Genomic DNA, 25035 nt, shown 5'->3' on the forward strand with positions numbered 1-25035 from the left:
ATTTCTCTTTCTGTAAATAGCTTTTTTGTCATTTTTAACATTCTCCGATCCCAATTTTCCTTTTATTATACAAGAAATACCCTATAGGATAGACTTTTTTCAAGTGTCTATTCTATAGGGTACATTTTATTATAGGCTATCTTTTTTATTTTATATTGAAAAAACGCTATTTATCTCTTTAATTTTGTAAATATGCAAGGAATATTTATAGTTTTTTTCTGTCAATATTTCTCATTTTTCGAGGTTGAAATTGGTATATACCAATTTTTAGGATTTTATATTCAAAATATTACAAGAAATGTTACAATACTCTCAAATTTATAATATAAAATCATTTTAATATGAAAAATTGGAATGAAAAGAAAGGAGAGGAATATGAATAAAGATGTCGCTTTGAAATGATTATTATCATTTCATTAGGAGTTGATGTAAAACGATGAAGAGATACGAAGAATTAGATTCTATAAGGGGAATTTCTTCATTAATAGTAATGATTGGTCATCATTTAATGATTTTTTCAGCATTTCAAAATTACAGTTATGAAGATAATAAACCATTTATTGTATATCTATTAAAAGAAACGCCTGCTCGCCTTATTTTTAGTAGTGGTAACGAATCTGTTATTATCTTTTTTGTTTTGAGTGGATTTGTTTTGTATGAATCTATTCAAAAAACCTATAGTAGCTATGGGTCATACCTTTTAAAACGTATATGCAGAATATACATTCCCTATATTGTGGCACTAATTATAGCTATTATATGCCAGGCTACAATTAGTGAATATGGTATTTCTTATTTAAGTGAATGGTTTAATCGCTCATGGACGATTGAAAGTTCTTCAAGCTTAATAGCGCAACATATTTTATTGGTTGGGAAATATAATACAGATGCTTACAACGGTGTGATTTGGTCACTTGTCCATGAAATGCGAATATCAATAATTTTTCCGTTAATTTTGATGGTTTGTTTACGAAAAACGTTGAAGTATTCATTACTATCATTGTTTAGTTTTAGTATATGCTCTGTCGTAATATTATTTTTATTTCGTTCGAGTCTAACATTAACAAGCTATGTATTAACGCCACATTACACGGTGCTGTTTTTACTAGGAGCACTAGTTGCGAAATATAAAAATAATTTAATAGTTTTTTACAGTAATTGTACTAAAAATAAGAAAATTGCATGGTTTTTATTTGCAATTTTACTTTTTATGTATGAAGGGCTTATTGGAGAAATTAAAGTGCTCAATAATTTTATATTTCGAGACTACGTAGTGGCGATAAGTGCATGTCTATTTGTCATATTAAGCTTGTCAATATCAACTTTGTCGTCCTTGTTGCATAATAAATACTTGTTATATTTGGGGAAGATTTCTTACAGTCTTTATTTATACCATATCATATCTTTATTTTCTCTTATATACGTGCTTCATGAAATATTACCGTTACCTATTGTTTTAATTTTGTCGCTTATTCTTTCGCTTATACTAGCAACGATTTCGTATGTATTTGTAGAAAAACTTGCATTTAGAGTCGGAAAGTATGTAACAAAGCGAGCGGATAGAGAGAAGAAAGAGTTATTTGTAGAAAATGACGTGCAGGATGTTATTCAGAAAAGGGCGGTGAAATAATTGAAGCAAGAAATGAGTATAAAAGATTTTCAACAATTATTGAAAAGAAGATTCGTAACGATTATTTTAACAATATGTTGTTTAACCGCTTCTTTAGTTCTTATCTCTATGTATGTTTTAAAACCGTCATATCAATATTCAACGCAAATTCTTGTTGGGAATTTAGATGAGTTTAATAAGGAAAATTCAACAAATAAAACACAAGAAAATAAGCAACTAGTAACATCGTATGTTGATATTTTAAAAAGCCCATTAATTATTTCAACAGTCAAAAAAACTTTGAAATTAGAGCAATCAAGTTATGAATTAGCACAAAAAATCTCGGTGGTGAATACGGACAACTCACAAATTGTAACTGTTACAGTAAAAGATTCCAACCCGAAAGTTGTGAAAGACATTGTAAAGACATTGGCAGAGCAATCTCAAAAAAGCTTTCAACAGTACACAAATGTACAAGGAGTGAAAGTATTGACTGATCCTGAGTTACAGGAACAGGCTGAAAAATTGTTTCCGAAAATGCAACTGATCATTCCTATCTCTTTAATTGTTAGTTTTTTCGTTGGTATAGGTTTAGCTGTATTCCGAGATTATTTTGATGAACGTATATACATGGAACTGGATTTAGGGAAAATAACAACAGTCTCTGTTATTGGTCACATAAATATGAAACCGAATAGAAAAAAGAAACCTACAGAAGTTGATGGGCAATCATCTATATATCGAGGTGAACGTGTCGATGTTTAGGACAAAAAAAAAGCTACCATTCGATCCGCATGATGCTCTGATGAAAGAGCAGTTTTATACGGTGTATCACGCATTAAAAAAATCTGGAAAGCAAGTGTTTACAATTAGTTCAACGAAGGACAGAGGCGTTGTTGCCTCACTTATCGTAAATATGGGTCTAGTGTTTGCGGAAATGAAGAAAAAGGTGTTACTTATTGATGTGAATTTTTCTGACCCTAAACTACATGTATTATTACAAAGCGATCACATGATAACAGTAAACGATATAATAAGCTCTTCCCCCTGCAATTATGAATCTTTTTCTAGTAATTTGTCTACATACTTATATTGTATTCCTGCGAAAAAAACAGTACACACAGGAACACCATTAGTTGCTATGGATGAATTTGATAGTGTAATTGCTAAGTGGAAAGAAGATTTTGATTACATTTTCTTTTATTCTTCTGAAGTATTTGAGCTTCCTGCTACGCACATTATTGCAGAGAAATGCGATGGAGTGGTCTTAGCAGTCAAAAAACGAAAAGATTCACTACGTACAGTGCAAAAAGTAATAGCTGATATAAAGAGGAAAGAATGTGAATTAATAGGTATAATTTTATATTCTTGAATGTGGGGGTAACGATCCATGATTCGTGAAACAAATCAAGCCAAGTTGTATACGATTCCGGCTCAAGAAAAGCCTAGCATATTGAATCGAAGTGTAAAACGCTTGTTTGATATAATATTTTCACTCATATTGTTACTATTAACGATACCAATTATGTTGTTTTTTTGTATTATGATTGCTTTAGAAACATCAGGGGCTCCAATTTACTTTCAAGAACGTTTAGGTATAAACGGGAAGAAGTTTAATGTATTTAAATTAAGGTCGATGGTAAAGGATGCTGAAATGAACGGACCACAATGGGCAAAAGAACATGATCCAAGAATTACAAAAGTTGGCTTGTTTATAAGAAAAACGAGAATTGATGAATTACCGCAACTTTTAAATATTTTAAGAGGAGATATGTCTTTTGTAGGCCCTAGACCAGAGAGAGAGTTTTTTTATAATGAATTTGATGCGTATATTCCAGAATTTAAGGGTCGTTTAATGGTCAAGCCGGGGCTAACAGGATGGGCACAAATAAATGGAGGATATAATCTTGATCCAAAAGAAAAATTGAAATTGGACATGGAGTATATTGAAATGAAAACGATTCGGATGGACATCCGTATTTTATGTAAGACGGTTTTAATTGTATTGAACGGTAATGGCGCAAGATAAATATATATGTAAACAAACAACATATGTAAGTAGGTTACTTGCAAAGGAGAACTGGTATGGGTAGATCTATTCTAAACAATATTATCCATCTATTTTATAGTACGATTTTAGCTAACCTTCTTCAGGCTGTCAGTTTAATCGCTTTAGCAAACTTTTTTAACGCACAACATTATGGGATGTTTAGTGTTGCTATAGCAGTGACGTTTGTTATGTTATTTTTTACAGATTTAGGACTTAGTAATACGTTTCTTCGAGAAGGGGCAAAAGATGGAGCAGATTTAGAAAAGATTTTATCATCGTATATAAAAATAAGGGTGATTCTACTTATTTTTATTTCTATCATCGGTTATATTGCTATTCATTATATGTATGCGGATAGAAATGTAATTTATATGATGATAAACGTAATGTTTTTCATGTTAATAGGGTTAACTTGGCAAAACATAGGCATTGCCTATTTTCAACTGACGGAACGTATGAAGTATATAGCGCTCATTAAAGTTGTATCAGCATCGGTTGTCATTATAATTACATGTTTTTGTATTTTGGGAGAGTTGCCGGTGTATGTAACGGCTCGCTTATATGCTTTTGGGTATATGATTGGTGGTTTATTCAGTATATATATCATGAGAAGAAAGACGAAAATGAATATGAAAGTCGTAATTCATAAAGCGTTATTTTGGCAATTACCCCCCTTTATTATTAGCGGTTTTTTAATAATGAGTACGCCACAATTAGCACCTATCTTGCTCAACTATACATTGCCATTAAGTATGGTAGGTGTTTTTGCAGTGGCGTATCGGATGCCGGCAGCTTTATATCAAGTACCAGGGGTGATTGCAGGTGCATTTTTTCCAGTGCTCTTTAAGCATTATAACCAGAATAATTTAGAAAAGCATACGAAATTAAATTTGCTTCAAATCAAATCAATGGCGATTGTAGGAATATGTATGACGATCGGTTTATATCATTTAGCACCATACTTTATTTCTATATTTTTTCATGAAGAATGGAGCAATGCAGTAGAACCACTCCAAATATTATCATTTCTTATTGTGCTACAAAGTTTAAATATTGCCATTGCTGACGGTTTAACGACGAGTGGATGTCAAAATAAGAGAACTATTGTGCAGTGTGTAGCATTGGTGATGGGTGGGGTTATGCTTTATAGCTTTAGTAGTATTGGTGGAGTGATAGGAGCGGCATATGCTATGGTTTTATTTGAAATCATCGCTTTAGTGGGATATATAGCGGTAAGTGCAGTGAAGAAAAAAATTGTATTCCAAATTGTAATTCCTTATACAATTTACTTTGGCATAACTTTTATAGGAGTGCAATATATGTTGCATGCATACAATTTGATTGCACTTGTACTTCATACGGTTATTGTAGTAGTTGGTATATTCCTATATGATCGTGAGTTGAACAAACTTATTCTTTCGTTTATACGAAAGACAGGAGAAAAGGATTATATTACGAAGCAGGGGATATAGCCTATGGAAAATAATATGCAAATTTCGATGAAATGGATTTTTCTTCTAATCTTGTTTGTTATGTTAAGTAAATACAATATATATATAGGATTTTCCTTGAAAATATATATGATTTTCTTAGCCATTTATTTTTGTTTTACAATTAAAGGCTTTCATGTTCAAAAGCTATATTTGCATGAAGTGGTATTTTTAATGTTCTATTTCGTTTATTGTTTAAGTGGTATTCTTTCAGTGTATTTAAGTGCTAGTATTCGTATGATTTTTGGTGTGCTTCTTGTTTTAGGTTGCTATTTTATAATGAGGAATTTATTGGGGAATACTGAAATAGTAGTGCTTGAATCATCCATTGTCTACGCAGGGCTAGTATTTAATATTGTGAGTCTTATACTCTATATAATCGGATTACAATATTTTGGACTATATGGTGGAGAAGAGAGAGAAGTTTATGCTGGGTTATTAGTTGATAGAGGATATCCAAGGTTAATTGGGCTATTAGATGATCCTAACATTTTTATTTTTTATAATACGATATTTTTTATGTATTATATGACAAATTTATATAACATGACCAACGTCATTGGATTGGTTTTATGTGTTACGACAAGTTTATTAACATTTTCAAGAGGTGGGATTTTAGCAATTGCGCTTGTTATTGTTGTATATATATGCATGTCCAGCTTTGCTAAAAAAGTGAAAATATTAATAGGTTTAGTAATATTTAGTATTGTTATTTTTAGTTTATCGAATGCAGTAATGGGTGGACAGTTGGATGATATATTGAATAAGCGGATTTCTGATTTTTCTCACGATAATGGAAGTGGTAGATTTACATTATGGGAAGCTGCTTTTAAATATTATTTATCTAATCCATATATCGGTATCGGTGCATTTAATTTTTCGAATTATTATGAATACCAGTTCAATGAGAAATTATATGTGCACAATACATTTTTAGAAATTTTATCTGAATCGGGTACAATCGGTTTTCTTTTATATAGTGCGTTTTTATTCATATTACTGTTCAAGTTAACACAGTATAACTTGTTTCGCGAAAAACCATATCTTTTATTGACTATGATTGCATTTTTATTTCAGATGATTTCATTGTCACTTATTATTAACGAAGCGTTCTTTCTATTTTTAGCAGTTGTTGTGAAGTACATTTCAATATATGAAAGAAGGGGAACGATAGATGGTAAAGTGTCCATCAGTACATAATGAGTCGCCGTATGTTTCCATAATAACACCTTCTTATAATAGTTTACGTTTTATAGGTGAGACAATCACATCTGTGAGGAGTCAATCTTATGAAAATTGGGAAATGCTTATAGTTGATGATGCTTCAACAGATAACTCAGTTGTAATAATTAAAGAGATGATAGAGGAGGATTCGCGTATTCGATTAGTATCATTAAAAGAAAATGTAGGTGTTGCCAAAGCTCGGAATTTAGCGATCCAAGAGGCGAGAGGAAGGTATATCGCCTTTTTAGATAGTGATGATATATGGTTACCACATAAATTGAAGACACAATTGTTATTTATGGAAGAAACGAATGCTGCATTTTCGTATACGTCCTATAGTTTAATAGATGAAAGTGGAAATGGCTTGAATAGAGATGTAAATGTACCGGAATCTATTGACTATCATTATTTGGCAGGAAATACAATTATCGGGTGTTTAACAGTGATGATTGATCGTGAAAAAATTCCGTATGTTGAAATGCCTAGTATACAGCCTGAAGATACGGCGTTATGGCTGAACTTATTACATGAAGGGTATGAAGCGAAAGGGGTACAGCAAGTGCTAGCAAAATATAGAATTGTTACAAATTCTGTTTCTAGAAATAAAATTAAAGCAGCTTTCCGGTATTGGAAATTATTAAGGGAACAAGAACGACTGAATTCGGTGCAAACCTTTTACTATTTTAGTAAGTATGCGTATCATGCCTATAGAAAAAATAAAATTAATGTAGTTGGGAAGACGCAAGTATGAATATACTGCTGATGACTGATAAATTGATAACTGGTGGGGCAGAGAGTTATTTCTGTAAATTGGAAAGTAATTTACATTATGAAAATTATACAGTTTATACAGCAGCAGGTGAAGGAGAGCTATATGAATCTCTTACTAGAAAAGAAAATTTTATTTTGCTTAGTCGATGGAATCATTTAAGCAATATTCATTATTTACGAAAAGAAATTTGTAAGAGAAAGATTGAACTTATCCATGCAAATAGTTTGCGAATGGTCTTATATGCCTTTCTACTTCAAAGGTTTATTAAAAAAAAGATAAAAATCGTGTATACGAAACATAATGTAACGATATTAGAAAAGAAAATGCCAATTCTTTTTCGTTATTTCATGAATAAATTTGTGAACAATATTATTACAGTAAGTGAGTTTGAAAAGAATAACTTAATTTCAATGCATGTAGCAGAAGAAAAAATAAAGACAATTTATAACGGTGTGGATATTGAAAAGTTTTTATTCCAGCAAAAAAAGAAAGAATCTATATATAACATAGGGATATTAGCTAGATTATCCAAAGAGAAAAACCATCAACTCTTTATAAAAATTGCAAATGTGTTAAAGAAGAGAAATGACTTTATGTTTTATATTGCTGGTGATGGCCCAGAGAAAGAAGCGATTATGAAAGAAATAGAAAAATATGGATTACAACAGAGTGTAAAGATGTTAGGGAATATTTCGAATCCGCATGAGTTTATAGGGAATATGGATGCCTTACTTTTATTGTCTTTTCGTGAAGTGTTTCCAATGGTAGTAATTGAAGCGATGGCGACAGGAACTCCAATTGTTTCAATAGATGTCGGCGGAATAAATGAAGCGGTAATAGATGGAGAATCGGGCGTTTTGATATCTGAATATTTCGAATCCGAATTCGCAAGCGCGCTTGAGGAACTACAAGGGGATGAAGAGAAGGTGAATGATATTAGATTGAACGCACGAGAGAAAGCAGAGAGGTATTTTTCGTTAACTAAAATGATAGAGGAAACGAAAAGTATATATGAATTAAACAAATGACCGTGCAGGTCGTTTGTTTTTTTATTATAGAAACTTTTAAGAGAGAACTCACATATTATATGAAAAAGGTAATATGAGGAGTGAATTTATTTTGTCAGAATATATTTCTTCCCAAGAAGATTGTGTGCCAGAAAGTAGCGTTTATATTAATTGTTTTGGCGCAGTTCCGAACTCAGGAAATGATAGTTCATTAGCAATTCAACAAGCTATTGATTATTGTGTAGCTAACCGAATTTCGACGGTAAGAATTACAGGAGTAAATACGTACAAAATTGTAAAGCCCATTGTTATTAAATCAAATGTAAGGTTAGAGCTAGATCCTACTGTTACGGTGCAAATTGATGGAGATTTTAATGCGTTTGAACTGCAACAAAATGCGTCTATAACAGGTGGTACAGTTCAAGTTATAAATCCAGTGTTTCAATCTGCTGTTATTTATGTCTCTGGTTCACAACAAATCGAAGTACCTAATCAATCTGTTATATCAAATATAAATATAGTAAATGCAACTCCATCGTATAAAGGAAAAGCTATATATTTTTATTGTCAAAAGGCATGGGATTTTATTAGTTTCTTTCAAGTTAAATTTATTCAAATTAAAAACTTTCAAACTGCAATACATTTGAAGACAGAATATATAGATGATATCAATACACCTTGTTGGATTAACGCCAATGTATTTCAATCTATATTTATTGATGGATGTGGGTATGGAATTGAAGTAGATGGAAATAGTGATTTACCAAATGAAAGTTCAGGAAATACGTTTCAGGATATTCAAGTTCAATGTAGACAACAAACGAAAAAAGTAATTCGTTGCTCAGGTGCATATAATACATTTGATTGTATGATTTGGGATACGTACAGGATGAGTAGTGAACAAATTGTCATTGAATTTTCTTCTAGTTCTCATCGTAACTACCTTTTTTCAAATCTGCTTTCGACAACTATTGTAGATAAAGGACAATACAATGTTTGTAATTCTACCTATGGAGAATCCTTACGAATTCAGTTACCGTTGACGTTAAATAAACCTCATTTAATAGGAAATCAAGATGATATTTTAGTAAATGCTCAGCAGAAATATAATGTTAAGCAAGTAAGTGGGAAAGTGCCGTACGGGGGGAATCTCGCAAATTGTTTTAATTTAATAGATGAACAAAGTGTAAACTATATTGACGTTCCTGATAGTAATCCAGTTGTCATTGAACTAGATTTCACGAAAAATCCAATACAGATGTTAAATTGTCTTGGAATGTATTTTGGATGGGGAGAGAGCCCGAAAAAAATTAAAATTGAATATGCATTAAGTGCAACTGGAAATTGGGTTGTTGCGTCGGATGTTCCATTAAATGTTGGCGATACAATTATATCGAACATGAAGGCGAGCCAGTTATATAAAGTGAGAATTACATTAAGTGGTTATTCCCAAGATCATAAGCGTTTTCGAATTAATCGCATTTTTGCAAGGTCTTCTATGGAAAACGGAAATGCTTGGTTAGCTACAACTGGTGGAAGAATGTTTGGAGATATTGAAATAGAGGCAAGTAAAGGCATAATCATGAAGACAGCTAGTGGAGCGAAATGGAAAGTTACTATTAATGAAGCTGGCCAACTTATTACGACTAAAATAACTTGAGGTGATGCTTAACTGTATATCCTTGGACGAGTTACAACGTAGTGTGATAAAGGTAATGAAAAAGAGATTGTAGTTTGGTTGAAACCAAATTACAATCTCTTTTTTAATTTAATTCCACCAAATCCAAGTCCAAAGGTAATTTCGTACATTTCGAGGAGTAATCCGTATGAAGCGTTCACCGTCAAAGAAGCAATTTAAATTTGGAAGTGTTTCATTTGGATTTTCTGGAACAAAGGTGACGATGTTTTCGTTACTTGTAACGGTTACTGTAATTGGTGGATCAGTAGGAGAGGTTTGAAGTTGTAACGAAATATTGGCCGTATTTTTAAATTGATTATTAACAGGTGGACTTATCACTTGTACTGTGAATAACACGATAATCGTTTCGTTCGGTTCCAAATTAGTAGCGACTAGGAAACTGATATTTGGATTCGCTAGTGGAGAGCGTTCGCCGTTAATAAAGACAGTACCGTTCATAAATTGTAAACCTACTGGAATGGTATCTTGTAATGAAACATTTGAAAGTGAAATAGCAGAAGTATTCGTAATACGCACCGTATAATCAAAATATTGGTTTAAATAAGCTGAGCTGACGGAAGCACCTTTCGTGACGGTTGCAGTTACAAATTGAACTGGTATACGAACAGTATTTGAATTAACAATGAAAGTAATAATTGGATCCTGTGGCGTCAATTGGAAAGCAGCGGTAACTGTTGCAGAATTAATAATTGTACTGTTTGAAGGAATAGAAGTGACGAGAACTTTAAATGTTATCGTTGCTACGGAACCAGCTGGTAAAGCACCGATATTCATACCAGTGTCTGGACGGACAGTTGGAACTGGAGTTCCGTTAATTGTTACGCTGTTTTCTATAAATGTTGTACCAGCTGGAATCATATCTAAAACGGAAGTACTGATTGTAGGAATTGGGGAACGATTAAATACTTCTAATGTGAATGTAATCATATCACCTATAACGGCAATAGATGTGTCGGTTATTTTGTTAATACGAACCATAGGATCAACTACTGTTGTTGTAACGACATTTGTTTGCTTTGTAATTGTAATAGGTGGTTCATTCGGGTCAAGGGTAACAGTATAGGAAACAGAAGCATCGTTATTAATTGCTGGTTGAAGAGTTGTAGGAGATATTGTTACTTGGAAAGTAATGATAGTGGATGCATTAGGAGCAAGGTTTCCTAATGTAATACCATTTTCAGGATTTGCATTTGGCTGATTGATTCCGTTAATCGTAACGCTGCCCGTAACGAAGGTAGTATCTAATGGTGCGGTGTCTATGGCAAGGATATCTTCAATAGTCACATTACCATTATTCGTAATTGTAATTGTATACGTTATAGTTTGACTAGGTAATGCATTCGTAGCATTAACAGACTTTATGGCAACGACATTATCATTTTGGACAGTTGTTGTGACGGTATTTGTTGTAGTTGTATTCGTAACAGGTACGTTATTTGGGTTGACTATATAGTTAAAGGTAGTAATGGCTTGGTTGGTCAGTTCATTTGGAGTTGGGATAGAAGTCACGGTTACTTGGAATGAAGCGATAGCATTTCCGCCAACAGTTATAGAACCAATTGGTATACCGATTACTGGACTAACTCCCGGAAGAGTTTCTCCGTTTACAACAACGCTATTCTCTACAAACGTAGTACTTTGAGGAATCATATCTTGAATGATTACATCATTTGCTGCGACATTACCAGTTTGATTGAGTGTAATCGTATACGTTAACGTGTCACCGACTGTTGCAAATGCAAGGTCAACAGCTTTATTACTATTTAAATTTGCATGATGAATTGTTGTTACGGCAGCTGATGAAAGAATAGTTTCGGTAATAGGCGACTGGTTCGGTACAGTGTATTGGTATTCAATTGTACTCGTGTTAGAGATTGGATTTGTTTGCGGAATTGAAGTAACTCGTACTTGGAATAGAACAGTTGCTGTCGTATTAGGTGAAATGTTATCAAGTTGTATCCCGTTAAGTGGGTTGTCATTTGGACGAGCGGTGCCATTCACAATAACACTATTCTCTATAAAGCTCGTATTTGCTGGGATGATATCAGTAACGATAATGTTTCCTACTTGTATATTCCCATTGTTTGTGATGGAAATTGTGTAAGGGATGATAGTTTGTAGGTCAGCGTATTGGATAGGCGTTGTTTTTGTTGCAATTACATGAGCAGAAATAACTTCAGTGAAGATAATATTACTAGTCGATATTTGTTCTTCGCCACTAATTGTATAATGAGAAGTTGATTGGTTTTGAATACGACTGCTAGCTGGAAGAGCTACTATAGTAACGGAAAATGTGACTGGGATAGAGACGCTAGGAGCAATCGTTCCTACAAGTATACCGGCACTTGGATTCGCGTTAAGCTGAGGAATATTGTTTACTAAAACGCTACCTTCTATAAAGGTAGTTCCATCAGGGATATTGTCTGTAAATACAACGGCAGTAGCATCTGTGTTTCCTATATTCGTTAAAGTTGTTGTATAAGTCAAAATGTCACCAATCGTTACAGAAGTTAAATCAACAGTTTTCAGTGAAACGATATCAGCGTCGTTAATTTGAACGAAAGTAGTATTGGAAGTAGTGGATTTTTGAATTGGTGCAAAGTCAGGATTGAAAATAAAGTCGTAGACGATGTTTGCAGTATTAGGCGTTGGATTTACAGCTGGTAAATTCATAACGGAAACTTGGAACGTTACTGTAGTCGCTTGCCCTGACGCAATATTAGGAATGGAAAAGCCAATATTCGGATCTGCTGCAGGAAGTACAGTATTGTTAACTGTTACACTTCCCGGAATAAATACTGCGCCATCTTCTATAGTATCTGTAAAAAAGATAGAGTTAGTTGTAGTGGATCCGTTATTTTGAATGAATACTGTATATTCAACGGTTTCATCAATATTTGCTAATACTTTATTAGCGGATTTTGTAGCGATAAGAATAACATCAATAAACTGTATATTTGTCGTATTGGAAGAGATTGCTTCTGAGATTGGTGGTGCGCTTTGTTCCGGTTGATATTCATAGTGAATGACAGCGATATTATTAATATTATTTTGTGATGGTATAGAAGTTACATTTACTTGGAACGTAACAATAATCGTATTGTTTGGAAGAATGATATCAAGTTTGATACCGGTACTTGGATTTTCATTAGGTCTTGGTATGCCATCTACAAGTATGCTATTTGGAACGAATGTGGTGCCAGCTGCAATTGCGTCAATTAGGAGAGTATTTGTAATAGGTATTGTACCAGCGTTTGTAACGGCGACTGTATATGTGATGATTTGACCGATGCGTGTAATGGATCTATTGGCGGATTTAATTGCACTAACATTTGCCGTTCGAACTTCAGTATTTACTGCATTTGATAACGATTTACGCTGAATAATAGGGGAGCTAGGGTCAATTTGGTATTCATACGAAGTGTCTGAAATGTTAACGACGGTTTTGCCGGAAGGGATACTTGTAAGTTGTACTTTGAATGAAATAGTGACTGTTTCATCTGGTTGTATCGTGCCGAGAGTTACTCCATTTTCAGGGTTCGCACCAGGCTGCATTACATTGTTTATTGATAAGCTATCTTCAATGAATATAGTACCTTCTGGAATGTTGTCAATGAACAACGTATTGTTAGCTGGAACAGTTCCTATATTTTGCAGTGTATTTGTGTAAGTGATATTTTGCCCGATGGATACGAAAGTAACATTCGCCTGTTTAACAGAAATAATATTTGCATTTTGAAGTGATGTTGTCACGATATTAGAACTTGCAGAGCGATTCACTGGTGGAGTTGTAGGGATACTTACATATTGGTAATTTGCAGATGATTGATTTATAATTTCGGTTTCAGTAGGTGGATTATTTGTTTGTACTTGAAATAGTATCGTTTTGGAACTGTTTGGTGTAATCGTTCCGATGGCTATTCCGTTTTCTGGATTTGTACCAGGCTGAAGTACACCGTTAATTGTGACACTGTCTGGAACGAATGTAGTTCCAACTGGAATAGAATCTGTAAAAATAATATTTATTGCGTCAACATTGCCGATATTTTTCACTTCAGAAATATAAAGTATAGTTCCACCAATATCTACAGTTATTGGGTTAGATGTTTTTGTGATTGTCAATTGTGCTTGCACGAAATTTGTAATGACTATATTACTTGTAGAGGTTTCAGTAATTGGTGGTTGCCCAGGATTTGGTTGAATTGTATATGTCGTAGTAGACTGGTTTGTAATAGAATCTTGCGAGAATGAATTATTAATAAGAACTTGGAACGAAATAAGGTGAGTAGCGTTTGCTGCAAGATCAGGCAAAATAACACCTGCATTCGGATTTGCACCAAGTATCGCTGTTCCATTAAGTGTAAAACTATTTTCTACGAATGTAGTACCATCTAAAGTGGAATCTAAGAATGAGAGGTTCGTGGTCGGGATATTTCCGCTATTTTCTAGTGTTATCGTGTAAGTTAAAATATCGCCAGTTGTTGCTTGCTGTGTGTTTACTGCTTTTAAAGAAATAATAGTTGCATCTGAAATTTGTGTGGATACTGGATTAGAAGTAATGGTACGAGAGATGATAGGAGCCGTTGGATCAGCGATAAAAGTATAGTCAATACGGGCTGTATTAGAGATTGGATTCACGTTTGGAATGGATTGAACGATCACTTGGAATGTGACGTTGACAATTTCTGACGGTGCAATGGAGTTTAATGGTATCCCTACGTTTGGATCGGCACCTGGAACTGAAACGGTATTAATGGTCACACTATTCGGAATAAATGCAGTTCCTTCTGGGACCAAATCTGTTAAAGTAACTGTATTTGCAGTTGTATTTCCGTTATTTCGAACGACTACTGTGTAAGTGATTGTACCGTTAGGAGATTGTACGAGAGAATCTGTATTTTTAATTGCGGATAGGGACGCATCAACGACAGCTGTACTAACCGTATTAGATGAAGATGTTGCTGTAACTGGAGGTTGACTTGGATCCACAATATACGTGTAACTTGTAAGTGCTTGATTTATAATCGCTCCTTGCGGCGGAATAGAACTTGCAAGGAATTGGAATGTAATAGTAGCAGAATCACCGGGTGCGATAATACCAACTGGAATACCGAGAGTTGGACTTGCATTTGGAAGTGAAATCCCGTTAAGTGTGACACTATTTGGAACAAATAATGCCCCTTCAGGAACTCCATTAATGAGTAATACAGAATTTGCAGGAAAGTTTCCAGTATTCGTTAATGTTGCTGTATACGTAATGAAATCTCCGATAGATACAATTGATCGATTTGCTTCTAAAACAGTTGTAACAGTAGCGTTATTAATTTGTGTGGAAGCACTGTTAGAATTTATTGTACCTGTAACAGGAGGGGAAGCTGGATCAACAATGAATGCGTATTGCATAGATGCAACGTTTGTAATTGGGTTCGAAGGTGGAGTAGATGTAACTATGACTTGGAAAGTAACAGTTAAGGAACTACCCGCGTTAACGGTTCCGATATTCACTCCGTTATTTGGATTTGCACCTGGAATGGTGCTTCCATTTACAGTGAAACTATTTTCAACAAAGGTCGTTCCAGCGGGAGTAATGTCTGAGAAATTTACATTCGTAGCGGTAGTATTTCCTTTGTTTTGAATAAGAACCGTATAAGTGATCGTGTCTCCAATATTTGCAAAGGCCATATTAGCAGTTTTTACAGCTGAAAGTATTGCTGACTGAATAGAAGTAACGAAGACGTTCGTTTCCACATTGCCAGGCTGAGCTTGTAATGCATTTCCTACGTTATATTGGAAGTTTACAAATCCTAAATTTTGGAGTACAGCTGTGGACGTTGTTGGATTGCTTACGATTTGCACTTGAAATACAATTGTTACGATTTGATTTGGATTGATTGTATTTATACCAACGCCATTAATAATAGAAGCGGAAGGTAATGGAGTGCCATCAACAATAACTGATCCTGCAACAAATTGTGTCCATGTCGGTAAAGGGTCTGAGAAGATAACATTGTTAGCAGAAATATTTCCTATATTCGTAATAGTCGTTGTATACGTAATCGTATCACCAATTGTTGCAAAAGATTTATCTCCTATTTTAATAGTAGTTAAAATCGCACTTTCAATTTTTGTTGTAACGTTATTAGAAGTAATATTTTTTGAAACTGGAGGATTTTTTGGATTAACGATATGTTGAAAGCTAACGCTAGCTTGATTGGTAATTGGATTTATAGGCGGGATTTCATCTGCGATAATATGAAATGCCACAATGACAGATTGATTTGGCGCAATATCACCAATTGGAACACCTGTAATGATATTTGCATTTGGGATGCTAGTTCCGTTAATTGTAAAGCTATTCGGTTCAAAGGAAGTTCCATCTGGAATCAGGTCGGTAAAAATAACATTCGTCGCACTAACATTTCCACTATTTGTTATTGTAACGGTGTAGACAATATCTTGACCGATATCTACTGTTGCCACATTTGAATTTTTTTGTGCGGTAAGGATAGCGCTATTAATTTGTGTTGTCGTTGTATTAGATTGATTGGAGGTTATAATAGGTGGCTGGCTAGGATCAACGACATAATGATATGTGATAGAAGCAGCGTTAGAAATGGGTTCAAGTGTTGGAAGTGTAGCAACTGTTGCTTGGAAAGTAACGATTGCCGTATTATCACCAGGAATGGAACCGATATTTACACCAGTAGATAAATCAGCGTTTGGAATGGTTTGCCCGTTAACTGTGAAACTATTCGGGACGAAAGTGAGATTGCTATTAAGAATATCAATAATAGTTACATCTGTAGCGGTCGTATTCCCGGTATTAGGAAGGTTAAGTGTAAATGTTATTGTATTACCAACATCAGCAAAAGTAAGATCTACTGTTTTTGTACTAATAATATTTGCGTTGTTTATTTGAAGAAGTGTCGTGTTGGAAGTAGCTGTACTCGATACTGGCGGATCCCCTGGGTCCACAGTAAACGCATAAGTCGTGGATGCTGTATTTGGTGCTGGATTACTAGGTGGGATGCTGTTCACCGTAACTTGAAAGACGATACTATATATTTCATTTGGTGGAAGTGTTGCAAGTGCTACACCTGTATTCGGATTCGCATTCGGTTGTAAAACGCCATCGACCGTTAATGTGTTAGGAACGAATGTGAGTCCGCTTGGTAATGCATCTGTGAATACTATATTAGTAGCATCCGTATTTCCTATATTTGAAATAGAAGTAGTGTAAAAAACAGTTTGCCCGATATCTGCAAAGGATACATTTTCATTTTTTGTCATGGATAATATAGCTTCTTTCATTTGCGTTGAAACAGGATTACTAATTGAAGTTTCTGCATTAGGCGGCGAGACTAATTGATACGATGTTGATGAGAAATTTACAGCGGGGTTTTGTGTTGGTAAAGAGGTAACAGTTACTTGGAACGAAACATTTCTTGTATTCCCAGCTGTTATAGGGCCAATATTTACACCGTTCGATGGGTCCGCACCGCTTTGAGGAATGCCATTAATAGAAAATGAGTTTGCAATAAATGTAGTTCCGCTCGGCGCAGTATCTGTGAATATAACATTTTGTGCAGATGAATTTCCGTTGTTTGTTAAAGTAACAGTATAAGTGAGTATATCTCCGATACGGCTAAATAATTTATCAACTTGTTTTGATGAAAGAATGGTAGCTGTATTAATGGTAGTAAACGCTATATTTGAAGTAGTGGTTCTTGAAACAATAGGTGCATTTGGATCAGCGATGAATGTGTAAGAAGCGGTAGCGGAATTGGCAATAGGATTTTGGGCTGGTGTAGAAGTAGCGGTAACTTGAAATGCTATAGATATTGAGCTGTTAGGAGCAATTGATCCAATCGTTATACCTGTATTAGGAGTAAGGCCAAGTTGTGTGATGCCATTTATTGTGACGCTATCAGAAACGAACGATGTACCATCTGGAATAAGGTCAGTGAAAGTAATATTCGTTGCATTTGTATTGCCGTTATTCGTTAAAATGGTTGTATAGGTAATGGTATCACCTAGTGTTACAAGTGTTTGATCGACCGATTTTAGCATCGTTATCATAGCATCTAGTACAGGGTTTGTAACGATATTCGTTGAAGTAGAAGTAGTAGCAGGAGCAGCGCTTGGATCAACAGTATAAGAGTATAAAATGGTATCGTTACCCATAATCGAACTTGAAGGGGGCACAGAAATAACATTTACTTGAAAAGTAACAGTTACTGTTGCACCAGGAGCGATATTTGGTATAGTTACTCCAAGTGCTGGCTGTGCACCAAGTTGCTGAACGCCATTGATTGTGACCGAATTTGGTATAAATGTAGTGTTAGCTGGAATAGCGCTTGTGAAAGTAATATTCGTTGCTGGTGTATTCCCAGTATTCGTAATGGTAGTTGTATACGTAACTGTATCTCCGACAGAAATAATGGATTTATCAGCACTTTTTGTGGTAGCTAATATAGCGCTATTTATTGTTGTAGTAACGGTATTAGATGAAGCGGTTTGAGTGATAACTGGTTGACTTGGATCGACAATATGCTGAAATTGTACAGAACTGGAATTAGAGATTGGATTTATACTTGGAATGTTTATGACAAGTGCGTTAATAGTAATAATGGACATTCCGCTTGGGTTTATATTTCCAATTTGTATTCCATTCGCAGGATTTCCGATTTGCTGCGCACCAGAATCATTTACAAGAGTACCAGATATAAATGTCGTTCCATCAGGCAAAATATCTGTGAAAATTATATTTTGTGAAGTGACATTTCCAGGGTTACTTAATGTAATTGTATAAGAAATGGTATCGCCAATCGTTGCAAAAGTTTTATCTACAGATTTAACGAGTGCAATTTCCCCAGAATTTATTTGTGTCGCAACAGGGTTAGATGTCGTGCTTCGTGAAACAAGTGGTAAATTAGGTCCTGTCATAAATTGATAATGAATGGAAGCGCTGTTTACAACGGATGAGTTTGGACCGCCTGGCCCGATTGTAAAGATTGGGTTTGGTATGCTAACTACTTGCACACGAAAGGTAACGTTAATAAAGTCCCCTGCAATAATATCCCCAATTGGTATTCCGTTTGCTGGATTCACTCCAGGTAATAAAGTCCCACCTACTCGAACGCTATCTGCTATAAATATTGTATTATTTGGAATTGAATCTGTAAAAATGATATTAGTAGCAGTTGAGTTTCCTATATTATCTAATAAAACTGTATACGTTAAAAATGAATTTCCAGGTGCGATATCAGAAAATAGACGATCCACACTTTTTGTTGCTTGGATAATTGCTTCGTTAATTTGCACTAAAGTTGGATTACTTGTAGCTGTTTCTGTCACTGGCGGCTGGGTAGGATCCACGATGATAGAATATGTTGTGCTAGATTGATTTAAAGTTGGATTTGTAGCTGGTATTGAGCCAACGATTGCTTGAAAACTAATGGTTGTTGTTCCTCCAACTGGAATTGAGTCTAAAGAAATCCCGCTATCTGGTCTAAATCCAAGTTGTGGGATGGTATTAATTTGTACGCTATCAGGAACGAATGAAAGTTCAGATGGTAATATATCGGTAAAAACAGGCGTGTTTGCGGGAGTATTTCCGCCATTAGTGAGAGTAGTTGTATACGTAATTGTGTCTCCAACAGCAGCAAACGCACTGCTTGCAGTTTTTGTTGCGATAACGGAGGCAGTATTTACTTGTGTAAAGGTTTTATTGGATTTAACTGTTCGTGAAACAGGCGGTTCATTTATCTCTACAATAAAGCTATATTGTAGAGATGATTTGTTAGGGATTGGATTAGGATTTGGAATCGTTGTAATGTTTACTTGAAAGCTGAGTATAACTGATGCATTTGAATTTATGTTCCCGATATTGATACCATTTTGTGGATTTGCATTAGGGATGGTTGTTCCATTTACCGTAAAACTATTTGGAATAAGCGTTGTACCATCTGGAATTAAATCTGTAAAAATAACATTGTTTGCGGTGGTGTTCCCAGTATTCGTAACGGTAGAAGCGAAAGTAAGTGTATCTCCAATAGTAGCGAATGTTGAATTGACAGTTTTATTTATAGATAGAGTAGCATCGATAATTGGAGTAACCGTCGTATTCGTAATTGTACTATCAACAGCAGGTGACTGGTTTGGATTCACGGTATATTCATAATTTACAAGAGCATTATTTGTTAATGTGCCACTAGGCGGTATCGCTAAAATTTGTGCTTGAAAAGCAATGAATACGGTATTTCCTGGCGGGATGTCTGCTAAGTGAATACCAAGTGATGGATCTAACCCGGGCTGTGGAGCATTATTGATAGTTACGGAGTTTTGGACAAATGAAGCGCCTGCGCCGAGTCCATCCGTTAAAACACTCGCACTAGCAGGGATATTACCTGTATTTGTTACTGCAATTGTATAGGTAACGATATCACCAATTGCAGCTGTCGGTGTATTCACTGACTTAGTAGCGACGATTGTAGCGTTATTAATTTGAGTTGTTATTACGTTACTTAATGCATTGGCGGATGCTGGAGGTAAGTTCGGGTCTACGACATATTGGTACGTTGTGTTACTTTGATTTGGAATTGGATTTGGATTCGGGATAGAATTTACTTGCACTTGGAACGAGATGGTCGTATTTGCATTAGGGTTTATTGGATCGATTACTATGCCACTTGCTGGATTTACATTAGGGAGTGTATTCCCATTTACTGTTACACTGTTAGGAATAAACGATGTGCCACTTGGGATTGCATCTGTAAATATCACATTTGAAGCAAGTATGTTTCCGTTATTCGTTAAAGTAGTTGTGTACGTAATAATGTCATTTACGTTAGCAAACTGTTTATCTGCAGATTTTGTAGCAGCAATCATAGCATTATTAATAGTTGTCTGTACGGTATTAGAAGCAACCATCTGCATTACGGATGGTTTAGATGGGTCATATGTGTATTGAAATGTAGTACTTGATTGATTTGTAATCGGATTTGCACTAGGGATCGTTGGCACAAAAACTTGGAATGAAACGGTACGTGATGAATTCGCTCCTAACGTACCGATAAAAATGCCGTTAGCAGGATTTGCATTGGCTATAGGGATATTGTTAATTGTTACAGTATTAGGAATGAAGGTGGTACCAGCTGGAATGATATCTGTAAACGTTACATTAGAAGCAGGGATATTTCCATTGTTCATTAAAGTAGTTGTATATGTTACGGAACTACCAACATCAGCGAAGTTTGTGCTTGTTAGTTTCGTAGTAACGATATTAGCAGTATTAATTTGTGTCGATACTATATTGCTAGTCGTGTTTCTAATAACAGCAGGTAAATTTGGATCTGCGATAAAGTTATATTGAAGTGCAGCACTGTTTTGCACTGGATTTGGTGAAGGTAAACTATTTGCACTAATTTGGAAAACGATTGTTGTAATTCCGCCTGCTGGAATTGTACCGACTTGAAGGCCAACGCTTGGATCTGCACCTAGCTGTAAAGCGCCACCTATAAAAATACTATTTGGTACGAGAGTGGTGCCAGGAGGGAGAATATCGGTAACGACTACATTATTTGCTGGAGTATTTCCAGGGTTAGCTAAAGCAATTGTATATGTGATCGGTTGCCCAACATCTGCAATAGTTACATCTACCTGTTTGACAATAACTACATTTGCTAAGTTGATTTGTGTACTTACAGTGTTACTTAAAGATGTTTCTATAGTTGGCGGGTCGCCCGGATTTAAAATAAAACTATATTGTGTACTAGATGAATTTGTTGTTGGGTTTTGTGTTGGTAAAGAGATGACAGTTACTTGATAAGAGACGGTAAGTGAGCCGTTAGCAGGAATGGAAGGTAACGGAACACCGACATTTGGATCGGCGTTATTTTGGAGTATACCATTAATGAGGAAAGTGTTTGGGATAAAGGTAGTACCAGCTGGATTCGTATCAACGAAAGTAGGATTATCAGCGGAAACACTTCCTGCATTCGTTAAAATAACGGTATAAGTTAATATATCCCCTACGGTAGCGAACGCTCGATCGACTGTTTTTGACGAAATGATATTTGCATCGTTTACTTGAGTAAATGTAGTGGTTGAAGTAGTGCTTTGATTGACTGGTGATGAGTTAGGATCAACTATAAAGTTATAGGATATAGAAGCGTTGTTAGTAATCGGATTTGGGTTGGGGATACTTGTTACAGTGACTTGAAATGAGGCTGAAATTGTACTGTTAGCATTTATACTCCCTATATTTATATTCGATGGTGTTATACCAGGCTGCGGAACACCATTTACGATGATACTATTTGATACAAAAGAAGTACCGTTTGCAAGCGTATCACTTAGTAGAGTGTTATTTGCGGCCACGTTTCCGTTGTTTGAGAGGGCGAATGTATAGGTTAATGTGTCCCCGACTTCAGCAAAGGATTTGTCTACAGATTTTATAACAGAAAGATGTGCATTTCTAATTGCTGTTGTAACAGAATTAGAGGTTGCGATTTTAGAAATAGGTGGCAATGCTGGATTTACAGTATAAAGATAAGAGATAAAAGCATTATTAGTAATCGGATTTTGTGCGGGGATATTAATGACTGTTACTTGGAAAGAAAGAGTAAATGTAGCCCCTGCTGGTATTGTTCCGAGAGAGAGGCCTACAAGTGAATTTACATTTTGTAATGAGCCGTTTAGGAATACACTTCCTGAAGTTAATATTGTACCAGTGGGAAGTGGATCTGTAATTTGTGAATTAGTTGCGGGAGTATTCCCACTATTTGTAATGAGAATTGTATAGCCTATTGTATCTCCAATATTGGCAAATTGTTTATTAGTAGATTTCGTTAATGATAAATTGGCATTATTGATTTGGGTAGAAACAGCATTTGAAGAAATGTTTTTTGTGACAGGTGATTGACTTGGGTTGACAGTATATTGATAAGAGGCAGTAGCTGTATTAGATGCAAGGTTTGCTGGAGGGATGTTGTTTACCGTTACTTGAAATGAGACATTTTTAGTTGCATTAGGCGAAATTGAACCGATATTAACACTGTTAGCTGGATTCGCACCAATTTGAGAAGTGCCATTAATTGTTAAGCTATTAGAGATAAAAGTCGTACCAACTGGAATCACATCGGTCAAAATAACATTGTTCGCATTCGTATTACCTGTACCTGTAAAGGCAACAGTGTAAGTCAGTGTATCTCCAATATCCGCATAGTTTTTATCCACTGTTTTTGCCATAGTTACAGTAGCATTATTCACTTGAGTAGAGACAGTATTAGTCGTATTAGTACCACTTACTACAGGTTGATTTGGTACAGGAATGTATTGATATGTTGTTGTACCACTATTTAATATTGGATTTGTTTGGGGGATAGAAGGAATGAATACTTGAAATGAAATGGTAGTAGTAGAATTTGCAGCAATAGTTCCAACAGATATACCATTAGCAGGATTTGCTCCAGCTTGAATAACGCCGTTAACAGTTACACTACCTGGAATAAAAGTAGTCCCGTTTGGAATGGGATCCGTATATATAACATTTGTAGCAGCGATATTTCCTGCATTAGCTAAGGAAATACTATAAGTTAACGTATCACTAATATCGGCAAAAAGTTTGTTAACTGATTTAGCTCCATTAATAGTTGCAAGGTTAATTTGTGTGCCGGCAGCATTACTCGTTGCAAGACCGTTAAAAGTTGTTCCTCCGGCAATTGGTGTATATTGAAATGTAATATTAGCGGTGTTAGAGATAGGGTTTTGACTTGGGAGAGAAACGACAGTTGCTTGGAAAGTTACTGTACGAGAAGCACTATTATTAATTGTTCCAAGAGATATACCGGCGGTAGGATTTGCATTTGTTTGTGGTACGTTATCTACCGCTACAGAGCCAGGTATAAAAGAAGTCCCGTTCGGGAGACTATCTATAAAAATAGCATTATTGGCAGGAAGAAGCCCGGTGTTAGGGATAGTAACTGTATAAGTGAGAATATCTCCAATTGCAGCAACACTTTTATTCACGCTTTTCGTTGCTTGTATATTTGGTGAGTTTATATTAATTTGTAAGCCGACTGTATTTAACATATATGCATCTCCGTTAGTAGTTAAACGGATTGCGGCGGATACTTGGGAATTTGTTAAATAAGAGGAAATGTCAATGGAAGTAATGTCCCAACCTTGCCTTCCTGCGGAGATGTTGGTACTTGTAGAAGCACTTTGATTTCGCGTTCCAAATGTCCCTGTTGTATCTAAGTTTCCTGCAGCATTATTAACTTGAGAACCGAAGAAATTATTTATAGCATTGTTTGGTCCAGATAAAGCATTTAATGAACTGAAATTTGGTCCGAATAAAGCTTGATCCCCGGTTAAATCTGCATCTCCTTCGGTAGAACTTAAAAATAATCTCCCGCTTACTGGTCCTCCTGAAGGTGTTAAAAATCCAGAAACAGATACATCCGCACTACCGGTTTCTGCAGAAACACGGTTCCCAGCTACATAAATGGTTAAGTTTCTTGCTGGTAATGTCCCGTTTTGATAAGCGACGATAAGCGTCCATCCAGCCGAATTAATTGTTCCATTGGAAGCATCTATAGGATCTACAAGTCCAGGGACAGCTCCCGTAGTATAAGAACCAGAACCTCCAGCTTGAATGAGAGTTGTTACGTCTGCTGAACGAGTGTAAAAGCCAAATGTAATAGAGTTTGAAACGAATGTTTGATTTGAAGCCGTAACAGCTGAAGGAGTAATCGAGTATGTTGAAACAGGTGTGGTAAAAGAAACTGGGTTTCCTAATACACTCGTAATGTTTTGATCACGAGATAAATAGTTTCCACCCCAAACGAGTTCTGCGTAAAGAATAGTGCTACCAGCAGGGATATTTAAAATAGCGGTAGAACTATTTTGTGTATAGTTTAACGTTGTACCAGCAGGAAAAGTAGTTACTTGTAAAGCAGTATTCGTAGTTGCGAATGCACCAATTGCCCCGATTGTACCAGCACGGTTTTGATTACTAATTTTACTTAAGCCTAAAGTGTTTCCCGTAATAGCGAGTGCGCCGTTAGTGGTGGTAGAAAATCGATTCGTAATGGGCATGTTGTCACCTCATTTACAATATAGTCTTGGTCAAAATAGGATATGTGCGTGACAAATAAAGGGAAACATGTACAAGTTGATT

10 protein-coding genes are annotated in these 25035 nt (G+C 35.4%); 9 read left to right on the forward strand and 1 reads right to left on the reverse strand.

Translation table 11 applies throughout. The features are described 5' to 3' along the window. Positions 1-436 precede the first annotated feature (436 nt). From COK05_RS25335 to COK05_RS25375, 9 genes are all read left to right on the forward strand, one after another. Complete coding sequence (locus COK05_RS25335) at positions 437-1630, forward strand: acyltransferase family protein (protein ID WP_098614750.1); 1194 nt, start codon at positions 437-439, stop codon at positions 1628-1630. Continuing rightward, a complete protein-coding gene (locus COK05_RS25340) occupies positions 1631-2374 on the forward strand; it encodes a YveK family protein (RefSeq protein WP_098614751.1) in 744 nt (247 codons plus the stop codon). Next, the gene (locus COK05_RS25345; protein WP_098614752.1) at positions 2367-2981 is read left to right on the forward strand and encodes a CpsD/CapB family tyrosine-protein kinase; all 615 of its coding nucleotides are present in this window, start codon (positions 2367-2369) and stop codon (positions 2979-2981) included. The genes COK05_RS25340 and COK05_RS25345 overlap by 8 nt, the downstream gene beginning before the upstream one ends. 18 nt (positions 2982-2999) lie before the next feature. Beyond that, positions 3000-3638, forward strand: a complete 639-nt coding sequence (locus COK05_RS25350; protein ID WP_098614753.1) for a sugar transferase — start codon at positions 3000-3002, stop codon at positions 3636-3638. Positions 3639-3694: 56 nt separating this feature from the next. Then, positions 3695-5131, forward strand: coding sequence for an oligosaccharide flippase family protein (locus COK05_RS25355; protein ID WP_141539251.1), 1437 nt, complete (start codon positions 3695-3697; stop codon positions 5129-5131). Between the two features lie 3 nt (positions 5132-5134). Next, entirely contained in the window at positions 5135-6349 is a 1215-nt protein-coding gene (locus tag COK05_RS25360; RefSeq protein WP_098614755.1) for an O-antigen ligase family protein, read from the forward strand. After that, positions 6324-7124 carry a glycosyltransferase family 2 protein gene (locus COK05_RS25365; protein ID WP_098614756.1) on the forward strand — a complete coding sequence of 267 codons (801 nt, stop codon included), beginning with the start codon at positions 6324-6326 and terminating at the stop codon, positions 7122-7124. Before COK05_RS25360 ends, COK05_RS25365 begins: the two co-directional genes overlap by 26 nt. Further along, positions 7121-8173 carry a glycosyltransferase family 4 protein gene (locus tag COK05_RS25370; RefSeq protein ID WP_098614757.1) on the forward strand — a complete coding sequence of 351 codons (1053 nt, stop codon included), beginning with the start codon at positions 7121-7123 and terminating at the stop codon, positions 8171-8173. The genes COK05_RS25365 and COK05_RS25370 overlap by 4 nt, the downstream gene beginning before the upstream one ends. 91 nt (positions 8174-8264) lie before the next feature. Further along, positions 8265-9812 (forward strand): hypothetical protein, encoded by a 1548-nt coding sequence (locus COK05_RS25375; protein ID WP_141539252.1) that lies wholly within the window; start codon positions 8265-8267, stop codon positions 9810-9812. Positions 9813-9920: 108 nt separating this feature from the next. On the opposite strand, the gene COK05_RS25380 is transcribed toward COK05_RS25375, so the two are convergent. Next, the gene (locus COK05_RS25380; protein WP_098614759.1) at positions 9921-24953 is read right to left on the reverse strand and encodes a DUF11 domain-containing protein; all 15033 of its coding nucleotides are present in this window, start codon (positions 24951-24953) and stop codon (positions 9921-9923) included. Positions 24954-25035 lie beyond the last annotated feature (82 nt).

Source organism: Bacillus cereus, from assembly GCF_002567495.1.
GTDB classification, from domain to species: Bacteria; Bacillota; Bacilli; order Bacillales; family Bacillaceae_G; genus Bacillus_A; species Bacillus_A cereus_AQ.